The 12,912-nt window shown below is 70.1% G+C and carries 10 protein-coding genes; 3 read left to right on the plus strand and 7 right to left on the minus strand.

The genetic code is table 11. The features are described 5' to 3' along the window. Positions 1-2: 2 nt before the first annotated feature. Positions 3-1,382 (minus strand): signal recognition particle protein, encoded by a 1,380-nt coding sequence (gene ffh / locus SLW55_RS00875; RefSeq protein WP_043092756.1) that lies wholly within the window; start codon positions 1,380-1,382, stop codon positions 3-5. A 105-nt stretch (positions 1,383-1,487) separates the two neighbouring features. On the opposite strand from ffh, the gene ccsA reads away from it, so the two are divergent. Continuing rightward, positions 1,488-2,282 (plus strand): cytochrome c biogenesis protein CcsA, encoded by a 795-nt coding sequence (gene ccsA, locus SLW55_RS00880; RefSeq protein WP_017910279.1) that lies wholly within the window; start codon positions 1,488-1,490, stop codon positions 2,280-2,282. Positions 2,283-2,378: 96 nt separating this feature from the next. Here the strand turns inward: ccsA and SLW55_RS00885 are convergent, their stop codons facing one another. After that, positions 2,379-3,443, minus strand: a complete 1,065-nt coding sequence (locus SLW55_RS00885) for an aldose epimerase family protein (RefSeq protein ID WP_320744313.1) — start codon at positions 3,441-3,443, stop codon at positions 2,379-2,381. Positions 3,444-3,819: 376 nt separating this feature from the next. On the opposite strand from SLW55_RS00885, the gene SLW55_RS00890 reads away from it, so the two are divergent. Beyond that, on the plus strand, positions 3,820-5,409 hold the full coding sequence (locus SLW55_RS00890; protein ID WP_320744314.1) for an alpha-L-arabinofuranosidase C-terminal domain-containing protein: 1,590 nt from the start codon (positions 3,820-3,822) through the stop codon (positions 5,407-5,409). Positions 5,410-5,546: 137 nt separating this feature from the next. Here the strand turns inward: SLW55_RS00890 and SLW55_RS00895 are convergent, their stop codons facing one another. The 3 genes from SLW55_RS00895 to SLW55_RS00905 all read right to left on the minus strand — a co-directional run bounded on the left by SLW55_RS00895 (position 5,547) and on the right by SLW55_RS00905 (position 9,957). After that, entirely contained in the window at positions 5,547-6,017 is a 471-nt protein-coding gene (locus SLW55_RS00895; RefSeq protein WP_152236242.1) for a hypothetical protein, read from the minus strand. 290 nt (positions 6,018-6,307) lie between these two features. Continuing rightward, positions 6,308-8,371, minus strand: a complete 2,064-nt coding sequence (gene fusA, locus SLW55_RS00900; protein ID WP_152236241.1) for an elongation factor G — start codon at positions 8,369-8,371, stop codon at positions 6,308-6,310. A 455-nt stretch (positions 8,372-8,826) separates the two neighbouring features. Further along, positions 8,827-9,957 (minus strand): membrane dipeptidase, encoded by a 1,131-nt coding sequence (locus tag SLW55_RS00905; protein ID WP_226977737.1) that lies wholly within the window; start codon positions 9,955-9,957, stop codon positions 8,827-8,829. 178 nt (positions 9,958-10,135) lie between these two features. Here SLW55_RS00905 and SLW55_RS00910 point away from each other — a divergent pair, with 178 nt between their 5' ends. After that, positions 10,136-11,401 (plus strand): cation:proton antiporter, encoded by a 1,266-nt coding sequence (locus SLW55_RS00910; RefSeq protein WP_017910272.1) that lies wholly within the window; start codon positions 10,136-10,138, stop codon positions 11,399-11,401. 63 nt (positions 11,402-11,464) lie between these two features. On the opposite strand, the gene SLW55_RS00915 is transcribed toward SLW55_RS00910, so the two are convergent. Further along, positions 11,465-12,184 carry a hypothetical protein gene (locus tag SLW55_RS00915; RefSeq protein WP_320744315.1) on the minus strand — a complete coding sequence of 240 codons (720 nt, stop codon included), beginning with the start codon at positions 12,182-12,184 and terminating at the stop codon, positions 11,465-11,467. 92 nt (positions 12,185-12,276) lie between these two features. Beyond that, positions 12,277-12,897, minus strand: coding sequence for a glutathione S-transferase (locus tag SLW55_RS00920; protein ID WP_267107905.1), 621 nt, complete (start codon positions 12,895-12,897; stop codon positions 12,277-12,279). Between the last annotated feature and the right edge of the window lie 15 nt (positions 12,898-12,912).

Below are 12,912 nucleotides of genomic sequence, written 5' to 3' on the forward strand. Positions count from 1 at the left end.
ATTCAGCGGAACGGCAGGCCGCCGCGGCCGCCCATGCCGCCGAGCATGCCCTTCATGCCGCGCATCAGGCCCTTCATGCCGCCGCCGGCCATCTTGCTCATCATCTTTTCCATCTGCTGATACTGCTTCATCAGCTTGTTGACGTCGGCCGGCTGGGTGCCGGAGCCGCGGGCGATGCGCGCGCGGCGCGAGCCGTTGAGCAGGCCCGGGTTGCGCCGCTCCTTCTTGGTCATCGAGCCGATGATGGCGATCATCCGCGGCACGTCCTTGTTGCCGGCGACCTGCTGCTTCAGATGGTCGGGGATCTGGCCCATGCCCGGCAGCTTGTCCATCAGCCCGGACAGGCCGCCCATGTTCTGCATCTGCTCAAGCTGGTCGCGCATGTCGTTGAGGTCGAACTTCTTGCCCTTGGCGACCTTCTCGGCCAGCTTCTGCGCCTTGTCCTTGTCGACCTGGTGCTCGACCTGCTCGACCAGCGACAGCACGTCGCCCATGTCGAGGATGCGGCTGGCCAGGCGGTCGGGATGGAACACGTCCAGGCCGTCCGGCTTCTCGCCGACGCCGATGAACTTGATCGGCTTGCCGGTGATGTAGCGCACGCTCAGCGCCGCGCCGCCGCGGGCGTCGCCATCGGTCTTGGTCAGCACCACGCCGGTCAGCGGCAGCGCCTCGCTGAACGCCTTGGCGGTGTTGGCCGCGTCCTGGCCGGTCATCGCGTCGACCACGAACAGGGTCTCGACCGGGGTGATCGCCGCGTGCAGCGCCTTGATCTCCTCCATCATCGCCGCGTCGATGGCCAGGCGGCCGGCGGTATCCACCAGCAGCACGTCGACGAAGGACTTGCGCGCGTCGGCGATGGCGGCGCGGACGATGTCCACGGGCTTCTGCGAGGCCTCGGACGGGAAGAACAGCACCCCGACCTGCTCGGCCAGGGTCTTGAGCTGCTCGATCGCGGCCGGGCGGTACACATCGGCCGACACCACCATCACCTTCTTCTTGCGCTTTTCCTTCAGGTGCTTGGCCAGCTTGCCGACCGTGGTGGTCTTGCCCGCGCCCTGCAGGCCGGCCATCAGCACGATCGCCGGCGCCGGCACGTTGAGGTTGAGGTCGCTGGCGGCCGAGCCCATCACCGCGGTCAGCTCGTCGCGCACGACCTTGATCAGCGCCTGGCCCGGGGTCAGGCTCTTGAGCACTTCCTGGCCGACCGCGCGCACCTTGATGCGCTCGATCAGCGCCTGCACCACCGGCAGGGCGACGTCGGCCTCGAGCAGCGCGATGCGCACTTCGCGGGTGGCTTCGCGGATGTTCTCCTCGGTCAGGCGACCGCGGCCGCGCAGGCGCTGCATGGTGCCGGAGAGGCGTTGGGTGAGGGATTCGAACATGCGGGCGGGTCGCGGACGGGAAACGGCCGTCGATTATAGCCGGGCGCGCCGGCGATCCCCGGCGGCGCCGTCACGGCGGCGGGCCCGATATGCGAAACTGGCGCGATGCTCATCACCGTCCTTGCCGCCCTGCTGTACCTGGCCGCCACCGGCCTGCTGATCGCCGCGGTGGTGCGCGACCGGGTGGACCGCAGCCGCGCCTGGCTTTGGCCGGCGCTGCCAGCGGTGGCGCTGCATGCGGGCTATCACGTGCAGGTGGCCCTGCACACCGCCGGTGGCCCGGACATGCACTTCTTCGCCGCGCTGTCGCTGGTCAGCCTGGGCATGGCCTTGATGACCGCCCTGGTCGGCGCCAGCGGGCGCATGGCCGCGCTGGGCGTGGTGGTGTTCCCGCTGTCGGCGGCGCTGCTGCTGGCCTACCACGGATACGGCCACGAGCCCGCGCCGGTGCTGGACTGGCGGCTGCAGTTGCACGCCTGGCTGGCGCTGCTGGCCTACGCCACGCTGGGCATCGCCGCGCTGCTGGCGGTGATGCTGTGGCTGCAGGAACGCGCGCTGCGACGCCGCGACTTCCATCCTTGGCTGCGCGCGTTGCCGCCGCTGACCGCGCTGGAAACGCTGCTGTTCCGCACCATCGTGGTCGGCTTCATCCTGCTGACCCTGACCCTGCTGACTGGGGTGCTGTTCGTGCAGGATTTCCTGGCGCAGCGGCTGGTGCACAAGACCGTGCTCAGCGTGCTGTCGTGGATCGTGTTCGGCGCGCTGCTGTTCGGCCGCTGGCGCTACGGCTGGCGCGGGGTCAAGGCGGTGCACTGGACCCTGGCGGCAATGGTGCTCCTGCTGCTGTCGTTCTTCGGCAGCAAGTTTGTGATCGAACTGGTGCTGGGGCACGCGCAGTAGCGGCCCGGTCTTCCCGTAGAAGCGGCTTCAGCCGCGACGGGTGACACTGGGAAAGGCCCGGTCGCGGCTTCAGATACGCCTGCGACGTCCCACGCCTCAACCGCCGCCCTGCTCCGCCAGCGCCGCCTCCACCGCCGCCCAGTCGGCGCCGCGGCCGACCTCGGCGAAGCGATAGTCGATGCGGTGCCGATAGACCTGGCCGGGACGCAGGATGCAATCGGGAAAGCCCGGCTGGTTCGGCGCGTCCGGATAGCCCTGCGGCTCCAGGCAGATACCGCGGCCCAGCGCCGGATGCTGCCGGTCCAGGCCCTGGCCTTCATAGAGTTGCACCGCCGGCATCGGACTGACGATGCGCATGGCCACGCCGCTGTGCGGCGAATACAGCAGCGCGGTGCAATCGTGGCCGTCGGCCAGCACCAGGCAGTGGTCGTAGCCGGCGCTGAGCGAGAGCTGCGGATCGGCGGCGATGTCCTTGTCGGCGATGGCACGCGCCTGACGGAAATCGAACGGCGTAGCGGCCACCGTGGCGATTTCGCCGCGCGGCAGCAGCGCCGCGTCGCGCACCGGCAGGTAGCGATCGGCCGGCACCCGCAGCCACTGCGCCGCGGCCGGCACCGCGGCATCGCCGGCCAGGTTGAAATAGGGGTGATGGGTCAGATTGAGCGGCGTCGGCGCATCGGTCTGCGCGACGAACTCGACGCTCAGGCAGCGGCCTTCGACGCGGTAGCTCGCCTCCACCGACAGGTTGCCCGGGTAACCTTCCTCGCCGGCCGGCGAGTCGTAGCGCAACTGCAGCATGCGCTCGGTCTGCGCCGACACCGTCCACACCCGGCGGCCGAAGCCCAGCGCGCCGCCGTGCAGATGGTTGGCGCCCTCGTTGGCGGTGACCGCGTAGTGCAGGCCATCGACGGTGAAGGCCGACCCGGCGATGCGGTTGCCGAAGCGGCCCACCAGCACGCCCAGATAGGCCGGGTCGTGCAGGTAGTCCTGCAGCGTCGGCAGCCCCAGCACCAGCTCGCTCTCGCCATGCGCGCCGTGCAGGCGCAGGCTGCGCAGCAGGCCGCCATAGGTCAGCAGTTCGGCGCGCAGGCCGTCGCCGCTGTCCAGGATCATGCGCTGGATGGCTGTACCGTCGGGAAGATGACCGAAAAGCGAGGACATGCAGGAGCCTTGGAAGTCGGTGCGCATGCGCGGGGTCCGCAGCATAACCAGCGATGGCGCGACACGGCCATCGCCGCGCGAGCGCCGACAGCGCGCTGTGCGATCCCGCGCACGTTCTGAGAACACACCGCATGCGGCGCCGTACCGCGCATTGCAATTCCGGTATGGCGACGTCGCATTTGGGCATTGGTTCGCCCTCCACGTGTCTTCTATGCTCGGGAGCGGGGCACACCGGGGACAGGCACGGAAGCGATCGTGCCGGGGGGTGTGCGCCCGAATACGGCAGCGCCTGGGCGTCATGGCCAAGGCCGCGCGCCGGCCGTCACTCCCACGCGACGCTGGCGACGGCGCCGCCCTACCCGACAAGGAGCTCCCGATGCGTTCGCCCCGTTTCCTGCAGCAGCGTGCGGCACACTGGCGGCGGCTGCCGCTGATCGCTGCGACGCTCGGCCTGGCACTGGCCGCCACGCTGGCCCAGGCCGCCAACGTCGAGGTGCGCGGCACGCTGCGTGCCGACCGCCCTGGCGCCGCGGTGTCGCGCCACCTGTTCGGACAGTTCGCCGAGCATCTGGGCAACGGCATCTACGGCGGCGTCTGGGTCGGCCCGGACTCGAAGATCCCCAACACCCGCGGCTACCGCAACGACGTGGTCGCCGCGCTGAAGGCGCTGGATGTCCCCGACATCCGCTGGCCCGGCGGCTGCTTCGCCGACGAATACCACTGGCGCGACGGCATCGGTCCGCGCAACCAGCGCCCGACCAGCGTCAACACCCACTGGGGCGGCGTGGAGGAACCCAACAGCTTCGGCACCCACGAGTTCATGGACCTCACCGAACTGCTCGGCACGCAGGCGTACGTGGCCGGCAACGTCGGCGACGCGGCGCCGGACGAGATGGCGCAGTGGGTGGAGTACATGACCGCGCCCACGCGCTCGACCCTGGCCGAACAGCGCCGCCGCAACGGCCGCCAGGCCCCGTGGAAGGTGCCGTTCTTCGGCGTCGGCAACGAACTGTGGGGCTGCGGCGGCAACATGCGCGCCGAGTACGCCGCCGACGTGTTCCGCCGCTACCAGACCTTCGTCAAGGCGCCGGCCGACCAGAAGATCCTCAAGATCGCGCCCGGCCCGAACGAAGACGACTACCACTGGACCGAGGTGATGATGCGCGAGGCCAGCAAGTTCATGGATGGCCTGAGCCTGCACTACTACACCGTGCCCGGCGGCTGGCCGCCGCGCGCCTCCTCCACCAGCTTCGACGAGGCGGCGTGGATCGAAACGCTGTCGCGCACGCTGCGGATGGACGAGCTGATCAGCAAGCACAGCGCGATCATGGACAAGTACGACCCGGACAGGAAGGTCGCCCTGGTGGTCGACGAATGGGGCACCTGGTACAAGGGCCTGCCCGACGTGAACCCGGGCTTCCTGCACCAGCAGAACACCTTGCGCGATGCGCTGGTGGCGTCGCTCAACCTGGACATCTTCGCCCAGCATGCCGACCGCGTGCGCATGGCCAACATCGCGCAGATGGTCAACGTGCTGCAGGCGATGATCCTCACCGACGGCGACAGGATGCTGCTGACGCCGACCTACCACGTCTTCATGCTGTACAAGCCGTACCAGGACGCGACCGCGCTGCCGCTGCAGATCAGCACGCCCGACTACCGGCATGCCGGCTATACGGTGCCGGCGGTGCACGGCTCGGCGGTGCGGGCCAAGGACGGGCACGTGTACGTGGCGCTGACCAATCTGGACCCGAACCGCAGCGCCGACGTTACGGTGCAGGTCGACGGCGTGCAGACGCGCGGCGTCGATGGGCAGATCCTGACCGCACCGACCATCGACGCGCTCAACACCTTCGCCCAGCCGCAGGCGGTGCGCCCGGCCGCCTTCGCCGGCGCGCGCGTGCAAGGCGACACGTTGCAGGTGGCGCTGCCGGCCAAGGCGATCGTGATGCTGAAGCTAAAGTAGCCCCAGGCCCTTGCCGCGCTCCTAGCCCCTCTCCCCCCGGGAGAGGGGTTGGGGTGAGGGTCGGCCCGCGCAGCAGCCAATCCTCGCCAATTCCAAAAAGGGATCTGAATTCCTATGCGGCGTGCCGCGCTGCGCGACTAGTCCTGCGCGTCGGTCAGCAGCGCGAACAGCGATTGTCCATCCGGCGCGATCAGGTCGCTGACCGCCCAGCAGCCGTTGCCGCGGCGCTGCAGTTCGATCTTGACCGAGCCGGCGCCGCCGAGCGTGCGCCGGTAATCCATCCGCACCTCCACCACCGTGGCCTGCGCACCACCGGAGACCAGAGTGAATCTCGGCGCGCCCTGCAGTTGCCCGTCCTGGGCATCTGTCCACGGGGCGAAGTCCAGCCGACACCTGCCATCGCGCCTGGCGCAGCGCCGGTCGGCCTGGAGCGCCTGGGCGAAGGGCGGCGTCAGCAGCTTCTCCAGGTTCTGCGGCTGCCAATCGACATCGCGCGCCCGGAACAGACCCTCGGCCACCTGCAACGGCGTCTGGCATCCCGGCGGCTGCGCCGCGGCGAGTACCGGCGACAGGGCGAACAAGGTCAGCAGGGCAAGACGGCGATGCATGGGCGGCTCCGGCGATCGGGGCCGGCTATGAAGCCTGGATCGCGGCGTCGACGCAAGCACCGGGCATCGGCATGACGCTGGCACCGTCGCGGGCCGTCGTCAGGCAAGTTCGGGCGACACAGAGGAAACGCCATGGACGCGTGCCCATGCGGATCCAGAACACCATCGCCGCCGCCCCATCGGCGAGTGCGCCGCAGTGTCGCCGCCGCTAGAAAATCCGTACGCAAAAAAAGAGGAGCCGGCGAACCGGCTCCTCGTCCTCCTGCCGCATTGCCAGATGGCAATGCGGCTCACGCGGCCTTGACCGGCGCATAGCCGTCGAAGGTCATGCTCGCCGATGCCCGTCCCTGGGTCAGCGAACGCAACGCCGTGGCATAGGCCTGCAGTTGCGCCAGTGGCGCCTGCGCGACCACCTCGGCACGGGAGCCGCGCTCTTCGATCGCCACGACGCGTCCCTCGCGCCGCTGCAGATCGCCGAGCACGTCGCCGACGCTGTGCGCAGGCGCATCGATCGCCACCGCCATCACCGGCTCCAGCAGCAGCGTGCCGGCCTGCGCCAGCGCCGCCTTCACCGCGTCCGAAGCCGCGCGCTGGAACGCCAGGTCCGACGAATCCACCGCATGCGCCTGGCCATCGACCAGCACCACCTCCACGCCGACCACCGGATGGCCGAGCGGGCCTTGCGCCAGCGCCGCACGCGCCCCCTTCTCGGTGGCGGCGACGAAGGCCTTCGGCACCACCCCGCCACGGCTGCGGTCGACGAAGGTCACTGCGCCGTCCGCACGCGGCAGCACATCCAGCACCACCTGCGCGAACTGGCCCTGGCCGCCGTTCTGCTTGGACAGCCGTGCCGCCACGCCCAGCGCGGCCGCGCGCGGCGTTTCCTGGTAGGCCACGCGCGGCGCGCCGGTGCGCACGTCCACGTGCCACTCGCTGCGCAAGCGCTCGACCATCACCTCCAGGTGCAGCTCGCCCATGCCCCAGATCACCGCTTCACCGGTCTCCGGATCGCTGTCGACGCGGAAGGACGGATCCTCCTGCGCCAACCGCGCCAGGCCCTGTCCCAGCCGCACCAGGTCGGCCGCGTTGGCCGCGCCGAGCCGCCACGCCAGCACCGGCGGTTGCGTGCGGATGCGTTCCAGCACCCACCGCGCCTGCACGCCGCTGAGCGTCTCGCCGCTGACCGCGTCCTTCCAGCCGAGCACGGCGACGATCTCGCCGGCCTGCGCCTGCGCCACGTCGTGGGTGCGCTGCGCCTGCACCACCGCCAGCCGCCCGACCCGGCGCGGACGCCGCGCATGCGACGTCCATACCGTGTCGCCGACGCGCAAGGTGCCCGAATACACGCGCACGAAGGCCAGCGGCCCCTGCGCGGTATGCGCGAACTTGAACACCAGCGCCGCCAGCGGACCGGACGGATCCGGCGCCAGCAAGGTCTCGTGCCCGTCTTCGGCACCGGCATCGGTGTCCGCATCGGCGCGGGCGACGACCGGCGGGCGGTCCAGCGGCGACGGCAGCCAGTCGACGATCGCGTCCAGCAACGGCTCGATGCCCTTGCGCTTGAACGCCGAGCCGGCCAGCACCGGCACGCCGGCGCCGGCCAGGGTGGCCCGGCGCAAGGCGGCGCGCAGCAGCTCGGCGTCGATCGCGCGTTCCTCGAGATAGGCCTGCGCCAGCGCCTCGTCGTGCTCGGCCACCGCGGCGATCAACTGCTCGCGTGCGTCCGCGAACGCGGCCGCCTCTTCGGCCTGCCAGGCGCGCGCATGCAGGTGCCCCTCGTCGTCCCAGCTCAGCAGGCGGCCGTCGACCAGGTCACTCCAGCCGTCGAAGCCGGAGTCGCCCGACACCGGTACGCCGACCGCCCAGACCGTCGCGTCGAGCTTGCTGCGCAACTGCGCCAGCACGCCGTCGAACGAGGCACCGGCACGGTCCATCTTGTTGACGAACGCGAGCATCGGCACGCCGTGGCGGCGTGCTTGCCGCCACACGGTTTCGGATTGCGGCTGCACGCCGTCGACCGCGGAGAACACCGCGACCGCGCCGTCGAGTACGCGCAGCGAGCGTTCCACCTCGATCGCGAAATCGATATGTCCGGGGGTATCGATCAGGGTCAGGCGATGCGCCGGCTGCCCGGCCGGCGCCCACTGCACCTGCACCGCAGCCGCACCGATGCTGATGCCGCGCGCACGTTCGATGTCCGAGAAATCGGTGGTGGCGGCACCGTCGTGGACTTCGCCCACACGATGGATCGCACCGGCGGCCCACAACAGGCGTTCGGTGAGTGTGGTCTTGCCGGCGTCGATGTGGGCGATGATGCCGAGATTGCGCCAGCTGGAAAGGGTGTTCGTGTTCATGAGAAAGACTCCGCATTGCCAACACGGGGGACGCCGCATGCCCCGGTTGGCGAGGCGGGCATGCGGCTAGGTTTCGGGTTCGGCGGCGTAGTGCATGGCACGTTCTCCTTGGCGTGTCGGAACGGTGGAACAGCGAAAAACAGGCAATAAAAAAGCACCCATCGGGTGCTTGTCTGCGGCGGATCGGCGATGGCCGGCGTTAGCGCACGGCGTCGACCACTCCTTCAGGCAGGCGCACCCGGCCTGCGCTGACGCGCAGGGCGTTGGGCAATATCAGCAGCGGTGCGTGGGCCATGGCGGCGTGGACGTTCGGGTGGAAATGTGGCCGCAAGTCTGAACCTGTGCGAGGGCCCGGTCAATGCGGGCGGCGCGGCGCCGCTGGAACGGTGAACGACGCCGCGTGCAACGCACCACCTACCGGGGCGTCACGCAGGTCCTTTGCGCACAGCACAGCGTCACACACTCCAGATCTCGCCGAACACCCGTTCGAAATTCGCTCCCAGCACCTTCTCGGCGACCCGGGCACTGTAGCCCTGGCGCAGCAGCGCGTCGGCGACGCGTTCGAGCTTGCGCGGGGTATTGGCGTCGGGCAGATAGGGCAGACGGTTCTCGCCCGGGGCGCCGATGCCGTCGCGACGGCGCTGCACCAGGTCTTCCTCGAAGGCGCGCCGGTCCTGCTCGGTGATCGGGAAGAACAGCGAGTCGGTGCCGATGCCGACATGGTCCTCGCCGCACACGTCCAGTGCGTGCAGCAGGTGGCGCATGTAGTCGGCCAGCTGCGGTTGGCGGCTGTCCTCGGTCAGGAACGGCAGCATGTACACGCCCATCACCCCGCCCTTGTCGGCCAGCGCGCGCAGTTCGGCGTCCTGCTTGTTGCGCGGATGCACGAACACCGCGGCGCAGCCGGCATGGGTGATGACCGGCGGGCGCTGCGACAGGGCGATGCCGTCGCGGGTGGTCTGCAGGTTGCAATGGCTGAGATCCAGTGCCACCCCGAGTCGGTTCATGCGCGCGATGGCGTCGCGGCCGAGCGCGGTGACGCCGCCCGTGTCGCCGTCCAGGCAGCCCACGCCGAACGGCGTGGTGCGGTTGTAGGTCAGTTGCATGACCCGCACCCCGAGCTGGCGGAACAGGTCGATGCGCGCGGGCTTGTCCTCCAGCATCGCTGCCGATTCGAAGGAGAAGATCAGCGCGACGCGCCCCTCGCGCTTGGCGCGGCGCAGGTCGGCCGGCTGCAGCACCTTGAGGAAATGCTGCGGATAGCGCTCGACCAGCGCCTGCGCGGCGGCGATGTCCTGCACGGCGGTCTCGAAGTCGCCGGCCGCACCGCCCAGCGTGGTCTTCAGCGCCGACACGCCGGAGTCGCGCAATTGCTGCAACAGCTGCGGTGCATCCGGGCCATCGAATACCTGCCCGATCGAGGCCAGGGCGTTGGCGTCGAGCACCAACGCACGCCGGTACAGCGCGTCGGCATCGTCCGCACCGGCAGCGGCGGCGCCCGCGATGGCGGCCCCGGGCAGCACGCCGGCCACTGCGCCCGCGGCAGCGGCGCCCAGGCATTGCCGCCGCGTCCATCCCTTGCTCATCGCTTCGCTCCCCGGTGCGTCCTGCGGTGTCGGCCCGCATGCGTGTACGGCCTGCGCCATGCGCGCGCGCCAGGCACCATACCGCAAACGCGCCCCGCCCCACCATGTGCGGCGCGGCCGCGTGGATTTCATCGCCACGGCCTCCTATCATCCGCCGACACTTCCAGGACGGCCGCCCATGACCACCCCGCAGATGTCGGTGTATTTCTTCCTGCAGGCGGCGGTGATCCTGCTGGTGTGCCGGCTGGTCGGCCTGCTGGCCAGGCGCCTGGGCCAGCCGCAGGTGGTCGGCGAGATGATCGCCGGCGTGGCGCTGGGGCCGTCGCTGTTCGGCGCGCTGCTGCCGGACCTGCAGCAGGCGCTGTTCCCCAAGCCGACCCTGGACATGCTGTACGTGGCCGCGCAGTTCGGCGTGGGCCTGTACATGTTCCTGGTCGGCACCGATTTCCGTGGCGAGCACTTCCGCACGCGCTACCGCAGCGCGATGGGCGTGTCGCTGGCCGGCATCGCCGTGCCGTTCGTGCTCGCCTTCGTGCTGGCGCCATGGCTGCTGCACGTGCCCGGGCTGTTCTCGGCCAAGGCCAAGCTGCTGGAGGCGTCGCTGTTCCTGGGCGCGGCCATCGCCATCACCGCGTTCCCGATGCTGGCGCGGATCATCCACGAGCGCGGCCTCACCGGCAGCCCGCTGGGCACTCTGGCGTTGACCGCCGGCGCGGTCGACGACGCCGCGGCCTGGTGCATCCTCGCGCTGGTGCTGGCCAGCTTCGGCGGCAGCTGGGGCAGCGCCTATCTGGCGATCGGCGGCGGCGTGGGCTACGCGCTGTTCATGCTGCTGGTCGGCCGCCACTGGCTGCGCCGCCTGGCCGACCACGTGCGCCCCGAGCAGCCGCTGAGCGCCGGGGTGCTGGCCGTGGTGCTGATGCTGTTCTGCGTCAGCGCCTGGGCGATGGACGCGATCGGCATCCACGCGGTGTTCGGCGGTTTCCTGCTCGGCGCCTGCCTGCCCAAGGGCGCACTGACCGAAAAGCTGCGCGAGCAATTGCAGCCGTTCGTGGTGGTGTTCCTGCTGCCGATGTTCTTCACCTTCTCCGGGCTCAAGACCGAGCTGAGCGTGCTGCTGGACCCGCAGATCCTGCTGGCCGCCGGCGCGGTGCTGCTGGCTTCGTTCCTGGGCAAGGGCATCGCCTGCTGGGCCGCGGCGCGGATCAGCGGCGAGACCAACCGCAATGCGATGGCGATCGGCGCACTGATGAACGCGCGCGGCCTGATGGAGCTGATCATCATCAACATCGGCCTGCAGGCCGGGGTGATCGAACAGGGCCTGTTCTCGATCCTGGTGCTGATGGCCATCACCTCCACGCTGATGGCCACCCCGCTGTTCAACTGGGTGATGCGCCGCGCGGGCGGCGACGCGCTGCCGGCGGTGGCGGGCGGGAGACCCTGAGGCGCGCACGCGTTCGGCGGCGCGTCGCCGACACCGCACACGGATGCAGGAAGCAACGCGGCGTCAGAGCGGCGTCAGCCGCCACAGTCCATAGGGATTGGCGAACAGGTCGCCGGGCTGGAACTGGCTGCTGGCTTCGGCCTGGATCCGGTAGCGCGGCGCATCCGCCGCGACCGAGAAGGTATGGCCGGCGCGCACGTCGGGCGCTTCGTTGAACAGGTAGCAGGTGAAGGTGTGCAGCAGGCCGACCGGGTCGGATGCCGCCTGCGCCGCGACGATCGCGTCCTTCATGCCGAACTGGTGCATGCCGCAGGAGTGGACCTGCTCGCCGGTGATGTTCAACACATAGGCGCGGTGGGCGCTGCCTAGCGCCAGGTCCGCGCACAGTTGCCGCCAGTCGGCGGGGCTGTGGGCGACGCCGCTGCTTTCCACCTTCACCCCCAGGCCGCCGGCGTCCAGCAACGCCGCGGCTGCGCGCATCATCGTCTCCGCACGCACCCGCGAGCCGCCGGCACCGATCAGGTAGACGACGGACGCATGCGTCCCGATACGCGCCATGTCGGCCGAGCCGCGCCAGTGCGGGCCGGCGGCGGCGAACGCGGCGGCCATGCGCGCATCGTGCGGTTCGTACTGCAGTTCGCATGCCTGGCCGCTGTCCATGTGCATCAGCACGTGCCCGGCGAACAGGTAGCCGCCGCTGTCCTGGACGATGCGCGCGAGCAGGTCCGCGCGATCCGGCCATGGGCCGGGAATGCAGAGCACGATCTTGGGAGGTTCGATCACGGGTGGCGGCTCCTTGCCGTCAGGTGGGAGCGAGCGGTTGACGGGCATGGCCACCGCCGCGACGGCACCGTCCCCCGCCGGAAACGCCGCACTCAGGTCAGCGCCGTCATCACGCCCTTGCGATAGGCCGGGCGCTGCTGCAGACGTTGGTACCAGGCGTGCAGGTGCGGCAGTGCCGGGCGTTCGATCGGCATCTCGAACCAGGCATAGGCGAAGCTGCCCAACGGGATGTCGCCCATGGCGAAGTGCTCGCCCGACAGCCAGGGCTGTTGTGACAGTGCGGCGTCGGCGGTGTGCAACAGCTCGGCCGATTGTTCCAGCGCGGCGGCGATCCTGGCTGCATCGCGCTGTTCCGGCGCGGTGCGCAACACGCCCCAGAACAGATCGCGGAAGGCGCCGGCGAAGCGCGAGGTGGTCCAGTCCATCCACTTGTCGCCCTGCGCGCGCAGCACCGGATCCTGCGGGTACAGCGTGTCCGGGGCGTAGCGCGCGGCCAGGTAGCGGACGATGGCATTGGATTCCCACAGCGCCAGGCCATCGTCCTCGATCGCCGGCACCAGGCCATTGGGATTGAGCGCGCGATAGGCCGGCTGATCGTTGCCGCCGAACGCGCCGCCGACCTCGATGGAGGTGTAGGCCAGGCCGATCTCCTCCGCGCACCACAGCACCTTGCGCACGTTGCTCGAATTGTGGCGGCCCCAGATGGTCAGCATGTCGGCGCTCCGGTT

The sequence above is a fragment of the Xanthomonas sp. LF06-19 genome (assembly GCF_034105425.1).
Taxonomy (GTDB): Bacteria; Pseudomonadota; Gammaproteobacteria; order Xanthomonadales; family Xanthomonadaceae; genus Xanthomonas_A; species Xanthomonas_A sontii.

Coding starts and splice junctions, on each gene's coding strand:
- SLW55_RS00885 (WP_320744313.1), bottom strand. CDS start 3,443: ATGTCCTCGCTTTTCGGTCATCTTCCCGACGGTACAGCCATCCAGCGC.
- SLW55_RS00905 (WP_226977737.1), bottom strand. CDS start 9,957: ATGAGCAAGGGATGGACGCGGCGGCAATGCCTGGGCGCCGCTGCCGCG.
- SLW55_RS00890 (WP_320744314.1), top strand. CDS start 3,820: ATGCGTTCGCCCCGTTTCCTGCAGCAGCGTGCGGCACACTGGCGGCGG.
- SLW55_RS00895 (WP_152236242.1), bottom strand. CDS start 6,017: ATGCATCGCCGTCTTGCCCTGCTGACCTTGTTCGCCCTGTCGCCGGTA.
- fusA (WP_152236241.1), bottom strand. CDS start 8,371: ATGAACACGAACACCCTTTCCAGCTGGCGCAATCTCGGCATCATCGCC.
- ccsA (WP_017910279.1), top strand. CDS start 1,488: ATGCTCATCACCGTCCTTGCCGCCCTGCTGTACCTGGCCGCCACCGGC.
- SLW55_RS00910 (WP_017910272.1), top strand. CDS start 10,136: ATGACCACCCCGCAGATGTCGGTGTATTTCTTCCTGCAGGCGGCGGTG.
- ffh (WP_043092756.1), bottom strand. CDS start 1,382: ATGTTCGAATCCCTCACCCAACGCCTCTCCGGCACCATGCAGCGCCTG.
- SLW55_RS00920 (WP_267107905.1), bottom strand. CDS start 12,897: ATGCTGACCATCTGGGGCCGCCACAATTCGAGCAACGTGCGCAAGGTG.